Genomic DNA, 23,099 nt, shown 5'->3' with positions numbered 1-23,099 from the left:
ATGCCCTCATTGCTCAAATCCCTGGCCTTGACGGCCGCCGCAGCCGCCGCGTTCGTGGCCATTCCAGCACAGGCCGCCGCCAGCGATTGCTCTGCCCAGCGCGGCTGCGCAGCCAAGTTCTGCGCAATCGAAAACGACATCGCCGCCGCCAAGGCGCAAAACAATACCCGCCGCGAGGCCGGGCTGCGCAAGGCCCTGGCCGAAGCCCGGGCAAATTGCACCGACAGCCGCCTGCAATCCCAGCGCGAAGCGGACGTGCGCGAGAAGCAGAACAAGGTCGCCGAGCGCGAAAGCGAGCTCGAGCAGGCCCGCGCCAAGGGCAAGCAGGACAAGATCGACAAAGCCCAGCGCAAGCTGGACGAAGCCCAGGCGGAATACAACGCCGCGCTGGTCGAACTGAACCGCTGATTCCTTCCAGCCGGCCCCGGGGCCTTCCCAGGGCTGCGCGCCCCATTTCCCCCGCCGCCAGATCTCTCCCCTCCCGGGGGGACTACTTCCTATGGTGTCATCAAATGGAAATTCCACCACCCATGGTGCCATTTGGTGAAATGGAAACCTATTAGTCTTCTTTTTGGAAAGATGTTTTCAGGGAATCAGGGTTTATCCGGAGATGATTTGCGCCCAGAATGCATCTCATCGGGACACAGCAAGCGAACCCCAGGCAATCAGGCCAGCGGTTCGGCTCCCAAGCTCAAGACATTGGAGGTCTGCTATGAAAACCCTTGCTACCGCTTTGATGCTGTCCATGTCCGTTCTGGCTGCCGGCGCCCAAGCCGCCGAGGCCGATCAGGGCCCGACCCGCGCTCAGGTCCAAGCCGAACTGCAACAAGCCAAGGCCTCGGGCCAATACACCTTCGGCGAAGAAGGCTACCCCGCCGCCATCGCCCCGAAGTCGACCCTGACCTCGCAGCAAGTGCAAGCTGAACTGCAACAAGCCAAGAACGCCGGTGAAGTGACCTTCGGCAACCTGGACTATCCGCCCGTCGCCGCGGCTGAACAAGCCACCTCGCTGACCCGCGCCCAAGTCCGCACCGAACTGGCTCAAGCCAAGTCGGAAGGCCTGGTCACCTTCGGCAACCTGGACTACCCGCCCCTGGGCAGCTGATCCCCCCCTGGCCTCCCCGGCCAGGCAGCGCCCCAAAGCCCTCCGGCCCCAAACCGGAGGGCTTTGTTTTTGACGTTTCGATATTTGATTTAGTCGAATTGACGTTACCTACAGCCGATTCGACTATTTAGTCTCTACACATCGACAGCGCCCGCGCATAGGATGAGCTCACCTACTCCCCCATCCATGCAGGAGCCGCACCATGACCACCGCCTCTCCCCGGCCCGTCCTACTTCTGGGCGCCGGAAAAATCGGTTTCGCCATTGCCCTGATGCTGGAACGCAGCGGCGGCTATTCGGTGCTGGTCGCCGACCAGGATCCCGAGCGGCTGCGCATCGTGGCCGAACTGGGCTGCGAAACCCGCCAGATTTCCGGCGACGACTCCGTGGCGCAATGCATCGAGGGGCGTTACGCGGTCATCAACGCGCTGCCTTTTCACCGCGCCGCCGCGGTGGCGGGGCTGTGCGCAAAGGCGGGCGTGCACTACTTCGACCTGACCGAAGACGTAGCCAGCACGCACGCCATCCAGGCGCTGGCGGAAAGCGCCCGCAGCGTGCTGATGCCGCAATGCGGCCTGGCCCCGGGTTTCATCGGCGTGGTCGGCAACGCGCTGGCGCGCCGCTTCGATACCCTGCTGGATCTGCGCATGCGCGTGGGCGCCCTGCCGCGCTATCCCTCCAACAGCCTGCGCTACAACCTGACCTGGAGCACAGAGGGACTGATCAATGAGTACTGCAACCCTTGCGAAGCCATCGTCGACGGCCAGCTGACCAGCGTGCCCGCGCTCGAAGGCTACGAGACCTTCGCGCTGGACGGCGTGGAGTACGAAGCCTTCAACACCTCCGGCGGACTGGGCACCCTGCCCGCCACCTTGCGCGGCCGCGCCCGCAACGTGGACTACAAGTCCGTGCGCTACCCGGGCCACTGCAGCATCATGAAGCTGCTGCTCAATGACCTGCGCCTGCGCGACCGCCGCGACCTGCTCAAGGAAATCTTCGAAGCCGCCATTCCCACGACCGAACAGGACGTGATCGTGATCCAGGCTTCGGCTTCAGGCCGCCGGCATGGACGCCTGGAAGAAGAGTCCTACCCCATCCGCATCTTCGGCGCGGACGTCGACGGCCATCGTCTCAGCGCCATCCAACTGTCCACGGCTGCGGGCATCTGCGCCGCGCTGGACCTCGTGGCGCAAGGCGCACTGCCGCAACGCGGGTTCGTCGGGCAGGAAGCCATCGATCTGGATGCGTTCGTCAACAACCGCTTTGGCCGGGTCTACGCGGGCAAGCCGCTGGCCTTGGCGGGCAGCGGCGCCATGGCCGACCGCTGAACCAGGACGCGCAGCCTCTGGCGTCCCGCCCTGCCATAGCGCGGGACGCTAGCTCCAGCCTTCCAGCCGCAGCGTCGCGCGCACCAGACGCTGCTCTTCCTGCTCGATATCGGCCAGGCTCTGGCGCACGCTGTCCACGTGATCCGCGGCCGCCTTGCGCGCCTGTTCCGGCTGGCGCGCGGTCACGGCGTTGAACAGCCGCGTGTGCTGCCGGTCGATCTGGCGTTTCTCCGGCTGGCGGTGGTACAGGTTGTTGACACAGGCGAAGACCGAGCCCAGCAGCAGATCCGTCAAGGACTGCAGCGTATGCACCAGCACCGGATTGTGCGAAGCCTCGCAAATCGCCAGGTGAAACGCGTGGTCCAGATGCGCATGCGTCGCCGTGTCGGTGGCCGTGCCCTGCGCCGCCACCATTTCGTCATAGCGTCGGCGGATCATGATGAAGTCCGCCTCGGTGCCGCGTATGGCCGCCAGCCGGGCGGACTCGGCTTCCAGCAGCGAACGCACTTCCAGCAGGTCATAGAGCGTGCGCGGCTGCGAATTGAACAGATGCATCAAGGGGCCCGCGTCCACCTTGGAGATGTGCGCCACATACGAGCCCTTGCCTTGCGCGGTATGGATGATTTCGCGCGCGCGCAGCAGCTTGAGCCCTTCGCGCAAGGCCGTGCGCGACACGCCCAGCTTCTCGGTCAGGCGCCGTTCGGAAGGCAGCGCCTGGCCGGCCTTCAGCACGCCGTCCAGGATCAGGCGTTCGATCCGTTCGGCGACCTCGTCTGCCACCTGGCGAGGCTTTTCTTCAGTTTCCGCGTACATGCACTCTCCGCACCAGTGGTATGACCAAGGGCACCCCCGATCGGATCTCTTGCATCACACCCCTGTAAGTAGCTGATATAAAACCACAAAAATTACAGGTTTGCCCATACGGCAGCGCACAAACTGGTATGACCAGTGGGTTTTGATATGGACATTGCGACAGGCGCGAACGATGATGTCGAGACCAGATACGCCCGGCGCGCGGCGTCGGCCAGTCCCTTACCGCTAGAGAACCGCATGACTCAACGCATCCAGCACCACGGCCTGCAAGTGGCGGCCAATCTCAATCAATTCATCGAACAGGAAGCCCTGCCCGGCACCGGCCTGGATGCCGAAGGCTTCTGGCAAGGCTTCGCGGCCCTGGTGGACGACCTGGCCCCGAAGAACCGCGCGCTGCTGGCCGAGCGTGACCGCCTTCAGGCCGAACTCGACGGCTGGCACCGCGCCCACCCCGGCCCCATCGCCGACCCGGCCGCCTACCGCAAATTCCTGGAAAGCATCGGCTACCTGCTGCCGCAGCCGGCCAGCGTGCGCGCCACCACCGACAACGTCGACACCGAGATCTCGCAGCAGGCCGGCCCGCAACTGGTCGTGCCCATGTCCAACTCGCGCTACGCGCTGAACGCCGCCAACGCGCGCTGGGGCAGCCTGTACGACGCGCTCTACGGCACCGACGCCATTCCCGCCACGCCCGGCGACACCGGCCGCGGCTACAACCCGGAACGCGGCGCCGCCGTCATCGCCCGCGCCCGCGCCTTCCTGGACACCGCCGCCCCGCTGGCCCAGGGCTCGCACGCCGACGCCCGCGCCTATACCGTTGAAAACGGCCAATTGCGCGTGGCGCTGGCCAACGGCTCCACGGGCCTGAAGAACCCCGCGCAGTTCACCGGCTACCAAGGCGAGGCCTCAGCGCCCACGGCCATCCTGCTCAAGAACAACGGCCTGCACTTCGAAATCCAGATCGACCGCAGCCACAGCATTGGCGCCACCGATGCCGCCGGTGTCAAGGACGTGCTGGTGGAAGCCGCGCTCACCACCATCATGGACTGCGAGGACTCCATCGCCGCCGTGGATGCCGAGGACAAGGTCCACGTCTACCGCAACTGGCTGGGCCTGATGAAGGGCGACCTGACCGAAGAAGTCACCAAGGGCGGCAAGACCTTCACCCGCAAGCTCAACGCCGACCGTGACTACACGCGTCCCGACGGCTCGCCGCTGACCCTGCACGGCCGTTCGCTCATGTTCGTGCGCAACGTCGGCCACCTGATGACCAACCCGGCCATCCTGGACCGCGAGGGCCGCGAAATCCCCGAGGGCATCCTGGACGCCGTGGTCACCAGCCTGGCCGCGTTGCAGGACCGCAAGTACAAGCTGAATTCGCGCACCGGCTCCGTCTACATCGTGAAGCCCAAGATGCACGGCCCCGTCGAAGCCGCTTTCGCCAGCGAACTTTTCGACCGCGTCGAAGACCTGCTCAAGCTGCCGCGCAATACCCTGAAAATGGGCATCATGGACGAAGAGCGCCGCACCAGCATCAACCTCAAGGCGTGCATCGAGGCCGCCGCCGCGCGCGTGGCCTTCATCAACACGGGCTTCCTGGATCGCACCGGCGACGAAATGCACTCCAGCATGGAAGCCGGCCCGATGCTGCGCAAGGGCGACATGAAATCCACCGCCTGGATCACCGCCTACGAACGCAACAACGTGCTGGTCGGGCTGGACGCGGGCCTGCGTGGCCGCGCCCAGATCGGCAAGGGCATGTGGGCCATGCCGGACCTGATGGCCGCGATGCTGGAACAGAAGATCGCCCATCCCAAGGCCGGCGCCAACACCGCCTGGGTGCCCTCGCCCACCGCCGCCACGCTGCACGCGCTGCACTACCACCAGGTCGACGTGCAGGCCGTGCAGCAGGAACTGGAACGCACCAAGCTGGACAGCGTGCGCGACGATTTGCTGGGCGGCCTGCTGACCGTGCCGGTCGGCGATCCGTCCAAGTGGTCCGCGCAGGACATCCAGCAGGAACTCGACAACAACGTGCAGGGCATCCTGGGCTACGTAGTGCGCTGGATCGACCAGGGCGTGGGCTGCTCCAAGGTGCCGGACATCCACAACGTCGGCCTGATGGAAGACCGCGCCACGCTGCGCATCTCCAGCCAGCACATCGCCAACTGGCTGCGCCACGGCGTGACCAACCGCGAGCAGGTCATGGAAACCTTCAAGCGCATGGCCAAGGTAGTCGACGGCCAGAACGCGGGCGACGCGCTCTACCGTCCGATGGCCGGCAACTTCGACACCTCGCTGGCGTTCAAGGCCGCCTGCGCGCTGGTATTCGAAGGCCTGACCCAGCCCAACGGCTACACCGAGCCGCTGCTGCACAAGTACCGCCTGGAGTTCAAGGCCGCCCAGGCCTGATCCCCGCGCGTTTTGCCGCAACAAGACCGGACAGCCAGGCTGTCCGGTTTTTTTTCGGGACGCGACCCTGGAAAATAATCCGCTCAATTTCGCACGGTCGTGCTAAATTCGCCGCATGACTGCCAAAACCGAGAAAAGCGAGTTGACCTTCGCGGCCATTGTGGACGCGGCCCTCGACATGGCTGCCGCGCAAGGCATGGAGAGCCTGTCGCTCGGCCAGGTGGCCAAGCGCCTGGGCATCAGTAAAAGCGGCGTGTTCTCACGCGTGGGGTCGCTGGAAGCCCTGCAGCAGGCGGTGCTGGACGAATACGACCGGCGCTTCCTCGAGGCGGTGTTCACCCCGGCCCTGGCCTATCCGCGCGGCCTGCCGCGCTTGAACGCCCTGGTCTCGCTCTGGATCGAGCGCGCCAGCAATGTCGAAACGCTGACGGGCTGCATCTATGTGGCCGGCGCCTTCGAGTACGACGACGTGGAATCCCCGCTGCGCTCGGTGCTGGAGGGCAATCTGCGGCGCTGGCGCGGCGCCATGCTGCGCACGGTCAACCAGGCGCTGGAAGCTGGCCACGTCAGGCCGGACACGGATCCCGAACAGCTCGTGTTCGAGGTCTACAGCCTGATGATCGGGCTGATGCACGATGCCCGCTTCCTGCGGGATCCGAAGGCCCCCCAACGCGTGCGGGCGGCCTATGAGCGATTGATTTCGACCTACCGCAGTTTCAAGTACCTCGAGTAGCCGTATTTCCAGAGCCGGCCCGTGCCGGCAATTCTTCACTTTAATTTCGCACGGTCGTGCGAAATTATCCAGGAGCCTGACATGTGGATCGTTATCGCAGTGATCGCCGTTTCAGCGGGGGGCAGCGTCTGGCTGCAGTGGCGCGAGCTGCTCAAGCAGCTACCGGACCGCGCCGAGCATCTGGTACTTTTCTAGAAAGACATGGCCATCCCGTTCTATATTTCGAGTTCGCCTGTCCCGAACGTCGTCATGCCGCGCTCCAATCATCTCCTGATCATCGATCCACAGAATGACTTCTGCGATCTGCCCGAGTCCTACCTGCCCACGGATCCCGTGACGGGCGCCGCGCACGCGCCCGCACTGCCCGTGGCCGGCGCGCACGCCGACATGCAACGGCTCGCGCACTTTATCGACACCGCCGCGCCTGCGCTTACCTCGATCACGGTGACGCTGGATTCGCACCATCGCCTGGACATCGCCCATCCGACCTTCTGGTCCACCGGCGACGGCCAGCCCGTGGGGCCGTACACGCAGATCACGGCGGCACAGCTGCGCGCGGGCGAGTTCCGTCCGCGCCACGACGACGACCTGCCGCGCACCCTGTCGTATCTGGACGAGCTCGAAGCGCGCGGCCGCTACACGCTGATGGTATGGCCGCTGCATTGCGAAATCGGCACCTGGGGCCATAACGTGCATGCCGACGTGCGCGCGGCCTACAGCCGTTGGGAAGACGAGCGCCAATTCATCGTGCGCAAGGTGCCCAAGGGCATGAATCCCTGGACCGAGCACTACAGCGCGCTGATGGCCGAGGTTCCAGACGCCGACGATCCGCGCAGCCAGCTCAACCGTAGCCTGCTGGATTCGCTGGACCGCGCCGAACTCATCCTGATCGCCGGCCAGGCCGGCAGCCATTGCGTCAAGGCTACCGTCGAACACCTGGCCGAGCACCTGCCCGGCCGCGACCTGTCGCGCCTGGTGCTGCTGACGGACTGCATGAGTCCCGTCGCCGGTTTCGAGGACGCGCAGGCAACATTCCAGCAACGCATGCGCGACCTGGGTATCCAGGCGCGCACCAGCGTCGACATGGCGCGGGCGCTGCTCGCGGCCTAAACCCGCCGCGCAAAAGACCACGGCCGCCTGCTTGCGCATGGCGGCCGTGACTGATGGGCTGTTTGGAGCGGGAACGGTCAGGCTGCGCCGCTGCGCTTGCCGTCGCACTCCACGTACAGGGCGCCGATGGCCTCGCACAGCGCCGCGGGCTGTTGGAACAGGCGCGCAACCAGTATGCAGCCCTGCACCGTCGCGAACACCGCGCGGCCGGCCGCCTCGGGCGTGCCGGAGAACTTCATCGTGCCCTGCGCCGCGCCTTCGGCCAGCACGCGGGCCAGCCAGGCCTCGTGCGCGCGGAAGAATCCCTGCAATGCGCCGCGCACGCGTTCGGGCAGCGAATTGACCTCGGCCGCCAGCATGCCAGCCAGGCAGAGTTCGCCGGACCCGCAGGCGCGCGATTCCATCATCGACAGGTATTGGTCGAGCTGCGCTTGCGCAGGCAGCGACGTGTCGATGCCGCGCATGGCTGCCAACGCGCGCGCGCTGTAGGCTTCGACGGCCTCGTAGAGCAAGTCGTCCTTGCCCGGAAAGTAATAGTGGATGCTGGACGTCTTCACGCCCACATGTTCAGCCAGGTCGCGGTAGCTGAAACCGTTGCATCCGCGCGTGCGGATCAGCTTCTCGGCGTGGGCCAGAAGCTGTTCGCGAGTGGTGTTGGAAGTAGGAGTGTCCATGGCTGAATATTACCTACTAATAGGTTGATTCGTCATCGGTTCCGGCAGCGTTGCCACTGCTCCAAAACCCTTGCGGACCCCGGCCGGGAATCATCCCACCCCCCGGGATCCGCATGTGCCAGCATGAAACTCAGCCTTGCACGGGCGGGTAGTCCAGCTCGCCGCTGTCGGTCAGGCCATGCGCGCGGGCGGCGGCCAATTCCTGCTGCACCTGCTTGCGGCTCTTGTCGCCAGCCGACGCAAACATCGTGGCGGCGTAGCCTTCTTCGCCCGACACCAGCTCGCCATTGGCGCGGGCCTGGGCCAGCTCTTGCTGCACCTGGGCGCGGGTCACCGTGCTTTCGGTGTTCAGGGGAGGCGGATAGTCCAGCTCGCCGGCTTGGGCGGCGCCGATGAAGGAAGCGGACAGGATCAGGGCGGATACGAGGGTCTTCATGGTTGATCTCCAGTAAGGATCGGGTGCTGCATCGGGGTTTCGATGGAGCTATCTACTTATAGATAGATTTCGAGAGAAAAAACTCAGCCTTGCACGGGCGGGTAAGCCAGTTCAGCACTGTCGGTCAGGCCTTGGGCGCGGGCGGCGGCCAGTTCTTTCTGCACCTGAGCGCGGGTCTTGTTGCCGGAGTCGGCAAAGATCGTGGCGGCGTAGCCTTCTTCGCCAGACACCAGTTCGCCATTGGCGCGGGCCTGGGCCAGCTCTTGTTGCACCTGACCGCGGGTCACCGTGCTTTCGGTATTCAGGGCGGGCGGATAGTCCAGTTCGCCGGCTTGGGCAGCGCCAATGAAGGAAGCGGACAGGATCAGGGCGGATACGAGGGTCTTCATGGTTGATCTCCAGATAACGATTGCGTAGCGGTTCAAAAAACTATCTACTTATAGGTAGACGACTGAGGAAATAAAAAAGCGGTCCTACTGTATTTCTGGTTTCGACGTCGGCGGTGTTTGGTCTGCTGCGTCGATGGATGAATCTTATCTACTACTAGGTAGATAGCACAAGAGGGATTTGTGAAACAAAATGCTTCTGCCAGCAGCATCTCCCTTTTTGGCGCTGTTGCTACAAGCCCCTGCTTCGCCTCGCGAATAGCCGATACCTGCCTGGAACGCCTGCCTGCTCGCACAGCCGGCTCTCACGCCGCGAGGTTCCGTCACCCCAGCACTTGCCGCCGCGGCCGCATCGGGGCAATGGCCGCGCCTATGGGCTGGCCGGAAGCCGGCACGGCGCGCTCGCGGCCCCACGCACGGATGTTCTCGATCTGCTCCGGGGCGGTCTTGGACAACGGCACCACGTTGCGGAAGCTGTCGCGGAACAACTCGGGCGTGGCGGCGGCATCGCCATTGAGATAAGCCTCCTTGACGACCTCGCGCACCGCGGCTTCCAGGTCCGACCCGGCGAAGCCATCGGACAGCTCCACCAACTCGTCCATCAAGGCCTGCGGCTGGGCGGCTTTCAGGCCGCGTTTGATGTAGATGTCGATGATCTCGTGACGCTCGTGCGCAGTGGGCAGGTCCACGAAGAACAACTCGTCGAACCGGCCGCGGCGCAGCAGCTCGGGCGGCAGTTTGGACACGTCATTGGCCGTGGCGACCACGAACACCCGCGACCGGGCTTCCTGCAACCAATAGAGGAACTGTCCCACCAATCGGGTTGACGTGCCGCCGTCGCCCGAACCCTGTGCGCCAGCCAGGCCTTTCTCGATCTCGTCGATCCACAATATGCAAGGCGCCACATGGTCCGCCGTGGCAAGCGCGTCCTTGAGACGCGACTCGCTCTGGCCCAGATACTGTCCATGGATGGTGGACAGGTCCAGGCGATACAACGGCAGGCTCCAGCTCGCTGCGATGGCCTTGGCGGACAGGGACTTGCCGCAACCCGGCACGCCCACCAGCAGCACGCCGCGCGGCGGCCGGATGCCGCGTTCGCGCAGGTCGGCGGTCAGGAGCGGGCGCTCCTTGTCCAGCCAGGCCTTCAGGCCGCCCAAGCCGCCCACGCTCAGTTCATTGCCGCGCACCGACACGCGTTCGATGCCGCTGATATCGGCGAAGATGCGATCCTTCGCGTGCATGAGCTCCACCATGTCGCTCTTCGCGATCCGGCCGTTGGCCAGCAGCGTCGCGATGATGTTCTCGGCTTCTATGCGCGAGATTCCCGCGAGGATCGCGGCGGCGCGACGCTCGTCATCAGTGTCCCATTCGATCTCAAAGTGGCCGCGATACGCCTCCAGCGTCTCGTGGATGATGGCGTACATCTCGTCCTCGCTTGGCGCGGAAAGCGTCAGCGCCATGCCGGCCCGCTGCAACTGCCCCCATACCGGCTTGGTCGTGATCACGATGACCACCCCGCTGTGCTCGGCGGCCAGCATGACGACATCGAGCAAGTGGCGGGCGGAGGCGGTGTCGTCCTCGATATCCGAGATCTCGGTCAGCACGCAAGACAGATTCTGGCGCTGTGCGAACTGCTGGCTCGCGAAGTCGACCGCGCCCGTCACCGAACGGTCTTCGTTCACGCCGCGGCCGGTCGCGAGTTCGCGCGTGCCCTGCGACAGGGTGTGCACGAATACGGGTGCGTTGAGCGGCGCCACCACTTCGCGCAACAGCTCCAGCACCCTGCTGCGCTCGGCGCTGCGGATCGAAATGAAAGGTATGCGGGCTTTGAGGTAGCGCGTCAGCGTGGCCTTGAACTCGATCGTGTCGCTCATGGATCTATATCAGAGAATGATGTTGCGCCGGCGTGCGCCGGTTTGCGAAATTGGGGGTTGCGCCGTCGCGCCAGCTGCAGGAACGCCAGCCACAGCCGACTCGTAGCGCACCAGCGGGTTGTTGCGCAACAAGACCAGCAGGCGGCCGCTGCGGTCGGTCTTGGCGCTGTCCTCCAACGACTGTTGCGCGCGCTGCGCGAACTTGCGCAGTTCATCGATCAGGTGCGTGCGCAGCGTCGCGGGAAATATCTCGACCTGCGCCAGGCGATGCAGGAAGGCCAGGTGCTTGCGCGCATTGAGAATGGCGCGCACGATCAGGCTTTCCTCGCCACCGACGCGCAGATCGCGGGTCAGATGCTCCGAGCAACGCGTCAGGCGTGCATTGAACTCGTCCGCCAGGCGCCGTGAAAACAGCGTGACTACGCCGCCGCTGGCATTGAGATCGCCCGCGCGCATGGCATCCAGGCAGGCCTCGTCGTGCAGCCCTTCAGACAGGCGGTCCAGGCAGGCAGACCACTGCGCATAACTGCGCGGAGCTTCGATGGACGCAGGCGCTGCGTTCACTTGACGCGGCGAATGAAGGGCGAGGCTGGCAGGAGATCCCACGCCGGCAAGGCCCCCGCCAACGCGTCGCGCGTATCGGCGGGGGCGGGTGCGGGCGCCGGCGCTGCAACTGGGACTGCCGCAAGTGCCGGCTGCGATTCGGGCGTGGAGTCCGGGGAAATCTGGCGGATCATCGTTGGCTCCTTAAGCCTTGACCATGACGCGGCGCACCGAGTCATGCGAAGAGAGCACGTGCTGTTCAGGGGAAATGCCTTCCAGCAGTTCAACCACACGGGCCGACGTTGCATCGCGGGCCGCAATATCGCGGCGCAGCTCCACCACTTCCGCCAGACACGCGCGCAGGGCGTCGCCGGCCTGCTGACGCAGCTTGGCATAGTTCGCCTTGACCGTCTTGCGCTTGGTCTCCATCTGGCGATGCGTGAGGTAAACCCACAACAGGCCTGCCGCGCCCAGCAGCAAGGGCAGCAAACCCGCACTGACAGCACTCAGGACGAGCGCCACGCTGAGCGCGACGCCCAGCCAATGCTTGGCCGTGAACTTGATGGCCGCCAGATCGCCAGCCTCGCGCGCCGCGATGGCGTCCTCCAGGCTGCGCAGCAGTTCGGCCTCGTTGTCGCCGTTTTGCGTAACGCCCTGCCAGTCTTCAATGTCGAGATGCACGTCGGCCGGCACGGCCATGCGCGCCTTGGCGGTCACGTCGGCATGACCGTCCAGGATCCAGTCGCGCGAATGCGCCACCGCGAACCGTTGCGTGGCCCGAGTCACATGCGAGACCTCGGGGTGCATGGCCGCGTTGGTGAGCAGCTGGGTGAAATCGACTTCCTCGTCCAGCGCCGCGCTCTGCAGGTCGAAACGCTTCTGGGCGGCGCGGCGGTCGCCGCCTTCCTCGATGATGAGGCGGCACAACTCTTCCTGGCGGCGTAGCGGCAGCTCTTCATCATCGAAACGCGTGACCAGCTTGCTCAACAGGTCGTCGACCGCCACCAGCACGCTGGCGGCGGGACGGATCTCGCCCTGGAACACACCTTCGAAGTGCGCCAGCACGGCGGCGTGCACAGCTGTCCCATTGATGGCCTGGTTAAGCTCGGGCCAGGTCGGGCTCATGCGCTTGAGGTGTGTATAGCGATTGCCGTGGTCCTCGTTGGGCGCCTTGGACAGCAGCGCGCGCCCCCATTGGTTGCGTTGCGCCTCGACGAACCCGGCCTGGGCCGACAGCTCGTCGATCCAGTCGGTAATACGCTTGCTGCAATGCAGGGCGACGTCCGCGCCGAATACGCCATTGGCCAGCGCATCGACCATGACCACCGTCTGGCGGTCAAGTTTGAACGGATTCTGCAAACCGAAATAGCGATCCAGCCAGATGCGATTGAGTTCGTTGCGACCCGCGCGGCGGGCGATCAGGGCGAAGAACAACGAGGTTTTCTCGTCATCGCGGCGTATGGCTTCGCTGAGCGCGCGTTCGGCCAGCCCGCGGTTGTCGCCCAACCAGGAGGACAGCGCCACCAACGCCGGTGCGAGCCAATAGCGCGGCGCCGAGATCATGAGTTCCTCGGTCGCGCTACGCAGCGTCTCGTTGCGCACGAGCTGGATATCCGAGGCCTGCAGGATGCCGGTAGCCTGGCGCCGTACGGTACCGTAATACTCGTAGGTCGTGTCCAGTTCCTGGCGCACCTTCACCTGCCGGGTTTCGGCGAGCGATAGTTCCTTGGCTTTCAGGTCGGACGCCACGAAGTCGGCGAACGCCTGCTCGAGCCGGGACAACTCGGCGCGCGTCTGGTTCAACTCACGCCCCACCGAACCTACCTGATCCGATACCGTGCCGATGTCGCCCTGCAACCCGCGCAGTGAACCCAGGATGTTGCTCAGGTCCGCGGTCTGGATGATGCGATCTGCCATGTCTGCCTATTCAGTTTTCGATGATGGCGGTCTGACCGTTGACGCCCACGGCGATCATTTTGTCGGTATAGACCTCGATAAATGCGTAATAGCCGTTGCGCGCCAGCGACCGGGCCTGCTCCATGCCCTGGGGCAAAGCCTCGCCACCCTTGAAATGCTGGATGATGGTGCCCGAACAACTCAGGGTATGAACCTCGTAAGGCGCACCCAGAAAGCATTTGGCGATGATGCCCAAGGGCCAGGCCTCGACATGCACGTCCGGGAATTCCTGGCGGATCGCTTCCGTGAGCGCCTCGGTGGCGGCCTTGCCGTGGACATGGCCGCCGGCATCGAGACGCGTCATGGCTTCGACATAGCCGGTTGATCGACGCTGGCGCAGCCGGGCCTGCAATTCAGCGGGGTTCAAGCGGGCACGAGAGACCGTGCTGAGGCTCAAATCGGTCTTGAGCTCGACTTTGGGACCTGCGGCCCCAAGGATGGAACGCACCATTTCATCTGGCGGGACGCGAAGGTCCACGGCGCAAAAAACTGTGACGGAGCGAAGCTTAACCTATTCTTACAAAAAATTTCGTAATGAACGGGACGTGCATACGGCGATTGGGCGCGAAGAAAACAGCCGCCGCCGCACGGACGTCCCAGATCAAAGCAGGACAAAAATAAAAACCCCCTACCTAGGGCAGGGGGTTCTTTATCAGCCGGCCAGTAGCGGTTAGAACGGAATATCGTCGTCCATATCCGCCAGATTGGCGCCGCTGCTGGCCGGAGCCGCCGCGGGGGCCGGGCGCTGCTGCGGGGCCGGGCGTTGGGCCGGGGCGCGCTGCTGTGCCGGACGCGAAGGCGCGTCGTCGTAGCCGCCACCGCCGCCAAAGCTTGCGCCGCCGCCGCCGCCGTCTTCGCGGCCGCCCAGCATCTGCATCTGGTCGGCAACGATTTCGGTGCTGTAGCGGTCAGCGCCGGTATCCTTGTCTTGCCACTTGCGCGTCTTCAGGCGGCCTTCGATGTAGACCGAGCGGCCCTTCTTCAGGTACTCGCCGGCGATTTCAGCCAGGCGGTTGTACATGACGACGCGGTGCCATTCCGTTTCTTCGCGGCGTTCGCCCGAAGCCTTGTCTTTCCAGGTGGAGGTGGTGGCAATGGACATATTGCAGATTGCCGCCCCTTCGGGGCTGTAGCGGACTTCCGGGTCGCGTCCCAGATTGCCCACGAGTATGACTTTGTTAACCGATGCCATGCCGTTGTCCCTCTGTTGTTGACAGCCTGCGTGTGCGTTGCCGCGGACGCGCCGGCAACAACATAAAAGCGATGATGTTGAAGACCGGCTTCATGAAACACGCCGGTCACCGCAACGATGACCGGCGACGCCGGGTTGAACCCTGAGTGAAGCCCTGATTTGATGCGTATTATCGACGAAAAGAGCCCGCCGCGCCAAACCAGGATGTGACAAAGCCGTCCACCCTGGCGAGCCGATTTTCGTGGCTATTGACCGCTTTTGGGGGGGCGATCCGAGATGTTTCAGCCGGCCCGCGCCGACGCGGGGCGGTCCGCCTCGGGCAGCGGCCGCAGCGCCCAGGTCACCGCCAGCCAGATCGCCGACAGGCCGGCGGCGGCGATGAAAACGGCGTTGGAACCGGAATGCGAGGCCAGCCAACCGCCCAGCGCGCCGCCCGCGAACAGGCCAGCGGCCTGGGCGGTGTTGTAGAAGCCCAGCGCCAGGCCCTTGTAGGCCTGCGGTGCAACCCGCGACACCAGCGAGGGCTGCAGGGCTTCCAGCACGTTGAAGGCCACGAAGAAGCCTGTCAGGGCGGCGGCCAAGGTGTAGAAACCATGGCTGGCCGCGGGCAGCAAGGCGCACACCAGCACCAATCCGGCCACGGCGGCGCGCAGGGCCCCGCGATGGGCGCGGCGCTTTTCGGCGACGAACACCACCGGCACCATCAGCACGAAGGAAACCAGGATGACGGGCAGGTAGACCTTCCAGAGCTCGCGCGCGTCCAGGCCGCCCACCTTCGCCAGCAGGGCCGGCACCACGACAAACAGCGCCACCTGGATCAGATGCAGGACAAAAACGCCGAAATTCAGGCGCAGCAGGTCGCTATGGGTCAAGACTTCGCGCGGCCGGGCCGCCTGCATGGTGCGGGCCTGGGTCAGCGGCACCACGGGCACGACCCAGCCGGCCACGGCCAGGCAGATCACGCCCAGGCAGGCGATGGTCCAGAACAGGCCGGACAGGCCCCACCAGCCCACCAGCACGGGCGACAGCACCAGCGAGACGGCAAAGGACAGGCCGATCGACCCGCCCACCATGGCCATGGCGCGGGTGCGGACCTCGTCACGGGTCGAGTCCGCCAACCAGGCGGTGACCGCCGCGGAAATCGCGCCCGCGCCCTGAATGGCGCGGCCGATGGTGATCCAGTACACGTCGGAGGCTTGCGCACAGACGATGCTGCCCGCCACGAACAGCAGCAGCCCGAACAGCACCACGGGGCGGCGGCCCCAGCGGTCGGACGCCAGGCCGAAAGGAATCTGCATGAAGGCCTGCGTCAGGCCGTACATGCCCAGCGCCAGGCCGACGCGGGCGGGATCGTCGCCGCCCGGCATGCCGGCGGCGGCCACGGCAAAGACGGGCAGCAACAGGAACAGCCCCAGCATCCGCGCGGCGAACAAGCCGGCCAGCGCCACGCTGGCGCGGCGCTCGGACGGGGTCAATTTCAGTTTTTTATCTGCCTGCATGCGAAAAATTCAACGATGACTAGGGCTCGCCTGCGCGCGTGGATGTCACACGCTCACGGTCTGATCTGGCGGTGCGGCGCCGCCCCCCGGGTCTATCCAGGCTGGAGTACTGCCCCGAACGCAGGGGGATTCGGCGCGCTATAGTACCAAGTTGGCCTTTGAAACCGCTTAAAAGAGCCCGATGGACGTGACAATACGCATTCGGGGTGCGCGCACCCACAATCTCAAGAACGTCTCGCTCGACCTGCCACGCCACAAGCTGGTGGTCGTCACCGGCTTGTCCGGCTCGGGCAAATCGTCGCTGGCCTTCGACACGCTGTACGCGGAGGGCCAACGCCGCTACGTGGAAAGCCTGTCCGCCTACGCCCGCCAGTTCCTGCAGCTGATGGACAAGCCGGACGTGGACCTGATCGAGGGCCTGTCCCCGGCCATCTCCATCGAACAGAAGGCCGCGGGCCACAACCCCCGCTCCACCGTCGGCACCATTACCGAGATCCACGACTACCTGCGCCTCCTGTACGCGCGGGTCGGCACGCCCTACTGCCCTGACCATGGCCTGCCGCTGCAGGCGCAAAGCGTCAGCCAGATGGTGGACGCGGTGCTGTCCTGGACGCCCGAAACCCGGCTGGCGGTGCTGGCGCCGATCGCGCGCGGCAAGAAAGGCAGCTTCGAGGACGAATGCGCCAGCCTGCAGGCGCAGGGCTACGTGCGCCTGCGCGTGGACGGCCAGCTGACCGAAATCGACGGCATGGCGCCGTTGAAAAAGACCGAGAAGCACGACATCGACGTCGTCATCGACCGGCTGCGCATCAAGCCCGAAAGCAAGCAGCGCCTGGCGGAGAGCTTTGAGACCGCGTTGCAGCTGGCCGAAGGCCGCGCCCTGGCATTGGACATGGACAACGGCCGCGAACAGGTCTTCTCCAGCCGCTACGCCTGCCCGGTATGCAGCCACAGCCTGCCCGAGCTGGAACCGCGCCTGTTCAGCTTCAACAACCCCATGGGCGCCTGCCCCAGTTGCGACGGCATCGGCCAGGTCGGTTTCTTCGACCCCAAGCGCGTGGTCGCCTTCCCCGAGCTCAGCCTGGCGGCCGGCGCCATCCGCGGCTGGGACCGCCGCAACGCCTTCACCCATTCGCTCTTGACCAGCCTGGCGGCGCACTATGAATTCGACATCGAGGCGCCCTTCGAGGAACTGCCCGAGGCGCTGCGCGACAAGGTGCTGTACGGCTCCGGCGACGAAGAGATCTCGTTCCTCTACCTGAACGAGAAAGGCCGCAGCACGGTCAAGCGCCATACTTTCGAGGGCGTGATCCCGAACCTGGAACGCCGCTGGCGCGAAACCGATTCGGCCACCGTGCGCGAAGAGCTCGGCAAGTACCGCAACATCAAGACCTGCCCGGACTGCGGCGGATCGCGCTTGCGGCCCGAGGCCCGCAACGTGCTGATCGGCCAGGATCCGCGGGGCGGCGAACGCCACGGCCAGGCCATTTACGAAGTCGAGGCCATGCCGCTGTCGACCTGCCTGGCCTGGTTCCGCGACCTGAGCCTGACGGGCGCCAAGCAGGAAATCGCGCAGCGCATCGTGCGCGAGATCGAGGCGCGCCTGAGCTTCCTGAACAACGTGGGCCTGAACTACCTGTCGCTGGACCGCAGCGCCGACACCATCTCGGGCGGCGAGGCGCAGCGCATCCGCCTGGCCAGCCAGATCGGATCGGGCCTGACCGGCGTGATGTACGTGCTGGACGAGCCCTCCATCGGCCTGCACCAGCGCGACAACGATCGCCTGATCGGCACCTTGCAGCACCTGCGCGACCTCGGCAACAGCGTCATCGTCGTGGAGCACGACGAAGACATGATCCGCATGGCCGACTGGGTCGTGGACATGGGACCGGGCGCGGGTGAACACGGCGGCCAGGTGGTGGCGCAGGGCGACCCGGAAACCGTGCAGCGCGACCCCCAGTCGCTGACCGGCCAGTACCTGAGCGGCGCGCGCGCCATCGCCATCCCCAAGCGGCGCCCCGTCAACGACGAACTGTCCTGGCTCACCCTGACGGGCGCCAGCGGCAACAACCTGAAGAACGTGGACCTGCGCATCCCGGCGGGCCGGCTGGTGTGCGTGACCGGCGTGTCCGGTTCCGGCAAGTCCACGCTGGTCAACGACACGCTGGCGGTCGCCGTGTCGCGCCAGTTGCACCATGCGCAGAGCGAACCCGCACCCTACGTGTCGATGCAGGGGCTGGAGAACTTCGACAAGATCATCAGCGTGGACCAGAGCCCCATCGGCCGCACGCCGCGCAGCAACCCCGCTACCTACACGGGCCTGTTCACGCCCATCCGCGAACTCTTCGCGGGCGTGCCGGAAGCGCGCACCCGCGGCTATGACCCCGGGCGCTTCAGCTTCAACGTCAAGGGCGGCCGCTGCGAGGCCTGCCAGGGCGACGGCGTGGTCAAGGTGGAGATGCACTTCCTGCCCGACATGTACGTGCCTTGCGACGTCTGCCACGGCAAGCGCTACAACCGCGAAACGCTGGAAATCCGCTATCGCGGCCGCAACATCAGCGAAGTGCTGGACCTGACGGTCGAGCAGGCGCTGGAATACTTCGAGTCCGTGCCGGCCATCGCCCGCAAGCTGCACACGCTGATCGACGTGGGCCTGTCCTATATCCGGCTGGGCCAGAGCGCGACCACCCTGTCGGGCGGCGAAGCGCAGCGCGTGAAGCTGTCGCAGGAGCTGTCGCGACGCAGCACCGGCCGCACGCTCTACATCCTGGACGAGCCCACCACGGGCCTGCACTTCCGCGACATCGAACTGCTGCTGCAGGTGCTGAACCAGTTGGTCGACAGCGGCAATACGGTGCTGATCATCGAGCACAACCTGGACGTCATCAAGACTGCGGACTGGGTGGTCGACATGGGTCCCGAAGGCGGCGACGGCGGTGGGCGCGTAGTGGCGCAGGGTACGCCCGAAGACGTGGCCGGCACGTCCGCCAGCCACACCGGGCAATACCTGGGCAAGCTGCTGCGCCGCTGAACCGGCGCCTGAATCATCACATCAACGGCTAGGAAGGATCGCGGCATGTACACCTTGATCATCGGCAACAAGAACTACTCGTCCTGGTCCCTGCGGCCATGGATCGCCTTGCGCGTCGCGGGCATCCCGTTTACCGAGCAAAAGCTCGGTTTCTTCACCGAGGAATTCTCGCGCCGCGTGGGCGCGGTATCGCCCGCGGGCCTGGTGCCGGTGCTGCTGGATGGCGAATTCGCGATCTGGGACACGCTGGCGATCTGCGAATATCTGGCCGAACGCCATCCCGAAGCCCGCCTGTGGCCCCAGGACGCGCGGGCCCGGGCCCGCGCGCGGTCGCTCGCCGCGCAGATGCACAGCGGCTTCGGCGCAATGCGCCAGGCGCTGCCCATGAACGTCGAAGCGCACCTGCCGGGCATCGACTTTCCCGCGGCTGCGCTACAGGACATCGCGCGCCTGCAAGCGATCTGGCACGACACGCGCGCGGCATTCGGCCAGGGCGGGCCGTTTCTGTTCGGCGAGTTCTCGATTGCCGACGCCTTCTTCGCGCCGGTGGTCTCGCGCTTCACGACCTATGGCATCGCGGCGTCCGGCCCGGTGCGCGACTATATGGACGCCGTGCTGGCGCTGCCCGCCATGCAGGAATGGACCCGCGACGCGCTCGCGGAAGCCACCTTCGTGCCCGAAGACGAGCCCTACCGCAAGCAGCGCTGAAGCACGTTCAATCGACGCGTTCAATCGCGCAGGCGCTGGGCCACGAATTCACGCACCAGCGCCATCGCCGGCGCTTCGGTACGGCCCGTCAGCGTCACCATCGCGAACAGCGCGTGGCTGCGCAGCGGCGGATCGGTGGGCAACTCCGTCAATTCGCCCGCGGCGATGCCGACCCGCGCCGCACCCACGATGCCCAGGAACACCGCGTCCGACACGCGCACCGCTTCCAGCACGCTGCCGATTTCATCGCAGCGCAGGCGCATCGCGGTTTGCGGGTCGGCCTCAACACCGAAATGGTCGACCACGATGCGTACGGTATCGGCCGCGAGAAACGTGGACGCCAACGGATAGGCCGCGACCTCCGCGAAGCGCGCCGGCCGACCCGTCTGCGCCAGCGGATGGCCGCGGCGGCAGATGAACCCGGCGCGCATTTCCGAAATGGGTTCGATGCGCAGATCGGCCGCCGGCACGATGCCGCGCGTATCGACCACCAGCGCATCCAGGCGCCGCTGGCGCAACAGCGCCAGATGCGCCTCCGGCGAACCGCGCATCACGTCCAGCCGCAATTGCGGATAGTGCTGCGCCACGTGCGCCAGCAGCGGCGTCATGAGCATGACGCCCGGCCCCGAACCCAGCCCGATGCTGATGCTGCCCCGGTCGCCCTGGGTCAGCAGTTCCGCGCTGCGGCGCAGCTCGCCCGATTCGAACAGGATGCGCCGCGCGCGGCTGGCGACGGTCAGGCCGAGCGGAGTCAGCTCGGTGCGCTTGCCCATGCGGTCCAGCAGGCGCGCCCCCAGGTCTTCTTCCAGCAGGCGGATGCTGCGGCTGAGCGCCGACTGGGTCAGGTACAGGCGTTCGGCCGCGCGGCTGAAGGAACCCGCCTCGGCCACGGCCAACAGATGTTCGAGCTGCTTGAGATTCATGCTCGAGTCCCCGTTTATCTATGAGTTTTTTTTCTAGCTTCCAGAATAACAATTCGTTAGACAACTAGCGAGGCCTGTCCCTAGCATGCGAATCACGACTAGATCATTCCAAGGGGAATTTCGTGAGCATGCTTTTCAATGGCCTGCGCCTGGCCGGCTGCGCGCTGGCGCTGGGCGCGACGCTGCTGGGCCAGGGCGCCCGCGCCGCAGACTATCCCGACCGTGCCGTCATGATGATGGTGCCCTACCCGGCCGGCGGCGCATCCGATTCCATCGCCCGGGTCGTGGCCTCGCCCGTGTCCAAGCAACTGGGCCAGCCCGTGCTGGTGGAGAACCTGGGCGGCGTCAGCGGCGCGCTGGGAGCGCAAAAGGTGCTGGGAGCCAAGGCCGACGGTTACTACCTGTTCCAGGGCTCGCCCAACGAACTGATTCTGTCCCCCATAGCCAACCCCGCAATCAAGCTCAAGAGCGAGGATTTCCGCCTGGTACAAATGATAGGTATGGCGCCCATGGTGATCGTGGCGCGCGCCGACCTGCCCGCCAACAACGCCGACGAACTGGTCACGCTGGCGCGCTCGCGCTCGGCCACCCAGCCGCTGAGCTTCGGCAGCGTGGGCGTGGGTTCGCTGTACCACGTGCTGGGCGAACACATGGCCCGCACCATCGGCGTCAACATGATGCACGTGCCTTACAAGGGCGGCGCGCCGCTGATGCAGGACATCGGCGGCGGTCAGGTGGACCTGGCCATTCTGCCGCTGTCGCAGCAGCAGGTAGCGCTGGCAGAGCAAGGCCGCATCAAGCTGCTGGCCACCCTGGAGCCGCAGCGCAGCCAGCTGCCCGCGCTCAAGGCCGTGCCGTCGGTCAACGAAGGCCAATTGCTCAAGGGGTTCAACTTCACCACCTGGACCGGCTACTTCGTCAAGCGCGACACGCCGCAGGACGTGGTCTTGCGGCTGAATACCGCGCTCAACGCCGCCATGCAGGATCCCTCGGTGAAGGACAGCCTGGCGCATCAGAACATCGAAGTCTCCGCCCCCATGAGCGCGGAACAGGCTGACGCCATGTACCGCGCCGAGACCGAGCGCTTCCGCGAAATCTCCAGCCACATGAAACTGGCAGGCAATCCGTGACCCGATTCCAGGACTTCTCCGCCATGCATCCCGTTCTGCAGGCCATGACCGCCCAGGCCGATGAGTTCGTCTCGATCCGCCGCGACATCCACCGCCACCCCGAACTCGGTTTCCAGGAGTTCCGCACCAGCGATCTGGTGGCGCAATGCCTGACGCAATGGGGCTATGAAGTGGAACGCGGACTGGGCGGCACCGGCGTGGTGGGGCAGTTGCGCCGCGGCAGCGGCGGCAAGCGCCTGGGTCTGCGCGCCGACATGGACGCCCTGCCCATCCAGGAAGCGACCGGCCTGGAGCACGCCAGCTGCAACGAAGGCGTGATGCATGCCTGCGGGCACGACGGCCACACCGCCATGCTGCTGGCCGCGGCGCACCATCTGGCCAAGCATGGCGGCTTCGACGGCACGCTCAACCTGATCTTCCAGCCCGCCGAGGAAGGCCTGGGCGGCGCCAAGCGCATGATGGAGGACGGACTGTTCCGCAAGTATCCCTGCGACGCCATCTTCGCGATGCACAACATGCCGGGCCATCCGCAAGGCCGCCTGCTGCTGCGCGACGGCGCCGCGATGGCCTCATCCGACAACGTCACCATCGTGCTGGAAGGCGTGGGCGGACACGGCGCGATGCCGCATTGCGCCGCCGATCCGGTGGTGGCCGGCGCGGCCATCGTGCTGGGCCTGCAAAGCATCGTCGCGCGCAACATCGATCCCCTGCACATGGCGGTGATCACGGTCGGCGCATTCAATGCGGGTAAAGCCAACAACGTCATCCCCCAGACCGCCACGCTGAAACTCAGCGTGCGTGCGCTGGACCGTGGCGTGCGCGACACGCTGCAAGCCCGCATCACGGAACTGGTCCACAGCCAGGCGGCCAGCTATCAGGTGCGCGCCACCATCGACTACGGTCGCGGTTATCCCGTGCTGGTCAACACTCGCGAAGAAACCGATTTCGCGCGCCAGGTCGCGGTGGAACTGGTGGGCGCCGGGCAAGTGGACCTCCAGACCCGGGCGCTGACCGGCAGCGAGGACTTCGCCTTCATGCTGGAGGAAGTGCCCGGCTCCTACCTGCTGGTGGGCAATGGCGATGGCTCGGCGGAAGGCTTCAACAGCGGGCATGGGGCCTGCATGGTGCACAACCCGGGCTATGACTTCAACGACCATAGCCTGCCCGTAGGCGCAGCCTACTGGGTGCTGCTGACGCAGCGCTATCTGGCGGGCTGAAGCCGCGGCGCAAGCCTGAGGCCCGCGGGC

At 65.6% G+C, this 23,099-nt stretch carries 21 protein-coding genes; 10 read left to right on the top strand and 11 right to left on the bottom strand.

What is annotated here, in order from left to right:
- From N5C88_RS11940 to N5C88_RS11930, 3 genes are all read left to right on the top strand, one after another.
- Nucleotides 1–408 carry a DUF1090 domain-containing protein gene (locus N5C88_RS11940; RefSeq protein WP_280015358.1) on the top strand — a complete coding sequence of 136 codons (408 nt, stop codon included), beginning with the start codon at nucleotides 1–3 and terminating at the stop codon, nucleotides 406–408.
- A 304-nt stretch (nucleotides 409–712) separates the two neighbouring features.
- A complete protein-coding gene (locus N5C88_RS11935) occupies nucleotides 713–1,105 on the top strand; it encodes a DUF4148 domain-containing protein (RefSeq protein ID WP_118934576.1) in 393 nt (130 codons plus the stop codon).
- A gap of 202 nt (nucleotides 1,106–1,307) precedes the next feature.
- Entirely contained in the window at nucleotides 1,308–2,432 is a 1,125-nt protein-coding gene (locus N5C88_RS11930; RefSeq protein WP_059374041.1) for a saccharopine dehydrogenase C-terminal domain-containing protein, read from the top strand.
- Between the two features lie 48 nt (nucleotides 2,433–2,480).
- On the opposite strand, the gene glcC is transcribed toward N5C88_RS11930, so the two are convergent.
- On the bottom strand, nucleotides 2,481–3,245 hold the full coding sequence (gene glcC, locus N5C88_RS11925; RefSeq protein ID WP_013396917.1) for a transcriptional regulator GlcC: 765 nt from the start codon (nucleotides 3,243–3,245) through the stop codon (nucleotides 2,481–2,483).
- Between the two features lie 237 nt (nucleotides 3,246–3,482).
- Between glcC and N5C88_RS11920 the strand changes: the two genes are divergently transcribed.
- The 3 genes from N5C88_RS11920 to N5C88_RS11910 all read left to right on the top strand — a co-directional run bounded on the left by N5C88_RS11920 (nucleotide 3,483) and on the right by N5C88_RS11910 (nucleotide 7,500).
- The gene (locus N5C88_RS11920; RefSeq protein ID WP_280015357.1) at nucleotides 3,483–5,657 is read left to right on the top strand and encodes a malate synthase G; all 2,175 of its coding nucleotides are present in this window, start codon (nucleotides 3,483–3,485) and stop codon (nucleotides 5,655–5,657) included.
- Between the two features lie 115 nt (nucleotides 5,658–5,772).
- Nucleotides 5,773–6,390 (top strand): TetR/AcrR family transcriptional regulator, encoded by a 618-nt coding sequence (locus N5C88_RS11915; RefSeq protein ID WP_059374038.1) that lies wholly within the window; start codon nucleotides 5,773–5,775, stop codon nucleotides 6,388–6,390.
- Between the two features lie 249 nt (nucleotides 6,391–6,639).
- The gene (locus tag N5C88_RS11910; protein WP_059374162.1) at nucleotides 6,640–7,500 is read left to right on the top strand and encodes a hypothetical protein; all 861 of its coding nucleotides are present in this window, start codon (nucleotides 6,640–6,642) and stop codon (nucleotides 7,498–7,500) included.
- A 77-nt stretch (nucleotides 7,501–7,577) separates the two neighbouring features.
- Here N5C88_RS11910 and N5C88_RS11905 read toward each other — a convergent pair whose 3' ends face one another.
- The 9 genes from N5C88_RS11905 to N5C88_RS11865 form a co-directional block, all read right to left on the bottom strand.
- On the bottom strand, nucleotides 7,578–8,174 hold the full coding sequence (locus tag N5C88_RS11905) for a TetR/AcrR family transcriptional regulator (protein ID WP_059374037.1): 597 nt from the start codon (nucleotides 8,172–8,174) through the stop codon (nucleotides 7,578–7,580).
- Between the two features lie 130 nt (nucleotides 8,175–8,304).
- A complete protein-coding gene (locus N5C88_RS11900; RefSeq protein ID WP_088143445.1) occupies nucleotides 8,305–8,610 on the bottom strand; it encodes a DUF4148 domain-containing protein in 306 nt (101 codons plus the stop codon).
- Between the two features lie 83 nt (nucleotides 8,611–8,693).
- Nucleotides 8,694–8,999, bottom strand: a complete 306-nt coding sequence (locus tag N5C88_RS11895) for a DUF4148 domain-containing protein (protein ID WP_280015356.1) — start codon at nucleotides 8,997–8,999, stop codon at nucleotides 8,694–8,696.
- A 320-nt stretch (nucleotides 9,000–9,319) separates the two neighbouring features.
- Nucleotides 9,320–10,870: an AAA family ATPase gene (locus N5C88_RS11890; RefSeq protein WP_280015355.1), complete on the bottom strand. Its 1,551-nt coding sequence runs from the start codon at nucleotides 10,868–10,870 to the stop codon at nucleotides 9,320–9,322.
- 9 nt (nucleotides 10,871–10,879) lie between these two features.
- Nucleotides 10,880–11,434: a hypothetical protein gene (locus N5C88_RS11885; protein ID WP_280015354.1), complete on the bottom strand. Its 555-nt coding sequence runs from the start codon at nucleotides 11,432–11,434 to the stop codon at nucleotides 10,880–10,882.
- A 183-nt stretch (nucleotides 11,435–11,617) separates the two neighbouring features.
- Complete coding sequence (locus tag N5C88_RS11880; protein ID WP_280015353.1) at nucleotides 11,618–13,330, bottom strand: hypothetical protein; 1,713 nt, start codon at nucleotides 13,328–13,330, stop codon at nucleotides 11,618–11,620.
- Between the two features lie 10 nt (nucleotides 13,331–13,340).
- A complete protein-coding gene (locus N5C88_RS11875) occupies nucleotides 13,341–13,820 on the bottom strand; it encodes a hypothetical protein (RefSeq protein ID WP_280015352.1) in 480 nt (159 codons plus the stop codon).
- 219 nt (nucleotides 13,821–14,039) lie between these two features.
- Complete coding sequence (gene ssb / locus N5C88_RS11870; protein WP_054457172.1) at nucleotides 14,040–14,561, bottom strand: single-stranded DNA-binding protein; 522 nt, start codon at nucleotides 14,559–14,561, stop codon at nucleotides 14,040–14,042.
- 281 nt (nucleotides 14,562–14,842) lie between these two features.
- The gene (locus tag N5C88_RS11865; protein WP_059379442.1) at nucleotides 14,843–16,060 is read right to left on the bottom strand and encodes an MFS transporter; all 1,218 of its coding nucleotides are present in this window, start codon (nucleotides 16,058–16,060) and stop codon (nucleotides 14,843–14,845) included.
- A gap of 181 nt (nucleotides 16,061–16,241) precedes the next feature.
- Between N5C88_RS11865 and uvrA the strand changes: the two genes are divergently transcribed.
- Both uvrA and N5C88_RS11855 read left to right on the top strand, forming a co-directional pair.
- Complete coding sequence (gene uvrA, locus N5C88_RS11860) at nucleotides 16,242–19,091, top strand: excinuclease ABC subunit UvrA (RefSeq protein ID WP_059379441.1); 2,850 nt, start codon at nucleotides 16,242–16,244, stop codon at nucleotides 19,089–19,091.
- A gap of 45 nt (nucleotides 19,092–19,136) precedes the next feature.
- The gene (locus tag N5C88_RS11855; protein WP_118933104.1) at nucleotides 19,137–19,799 is read left to right on the top strand and encodes a glutathione S-transferase family protein; all 663 of its coding nucleotides are present in this window, start codon (nucleotides 19,137–19,139) and stop codon (nucleotides 19,797–19,799) included.
- Between the two features lie 20 nt (nucleotides 19,800–19,819).
- Here the strand turns inward: N5C88_RS11855 and N5C88_RS11850 are convergent, their stop codons facing one another.
- The gene (locus N5C88_RS11850) at nucleotides 19,820–20,722 is read right to left on the bottom strand and encodes a LysR family transcriptional regulator (protein ID WP_118933105.1); all 903 of its coding nucleotides are present in this window, start codon (nucleotides 20,720–20,722) and stop codon (nucleotides 19,820–19,822) included.
- 128 nt (nucleotides 20,723–20,850) lie between these two features.
- Between N5C88_RS11850 and N5C88_RS11845 the strand changes: the two genes are divergently transcribed.
- Together N5C88_RS11845 and N5C88_RS11840 are read left to right on the top strand one after the other, a co-directional pair.
- Nucleotides 20,851–21,852, top strand: coding sequence for a tripartite tricarboxylate transporter substrate binding protein (locus N5C88_RS11845; protein WP_118933133.1), 1,002 nt, complete (start codon nucleotides 20,851–20,853; stop codon nucleotides 21,850–21,852).
- A 23-nt stretch (nucleotides 21,853–21,875) separates the two neighbouring features.
- On the top strand, nucleotides 21,876–23,069 hold the full coding sequence (locus tag N5C88_RS11840; RefSeq protein WP_118933134.1) for a M20 aminoacylase family protein: 1,194 nt from the start codon (nucleotides 21,876–21,878) through the stop codon (nucleotides 23,067–23,069).
- The last annotated feature ends 30 nt before the right edge of the window (nucleotides 23,070–23,099 follow it).

The organism is Achromobacter sp. GD03932 (assembly GCF_029839485.1).
Taxonomy (GTDB): Bacteria; Pseudomonadota; Gammaproteobacteria; order Burkholderiales; family Burkholderiaceae_B; genus Achromobacter; species Achromobacter bronchisepticus_A.
Note: the sequence above shows the minus strand (reverse complement) of the source record. Positions and strands in the feature narration are given on the sequence as shown.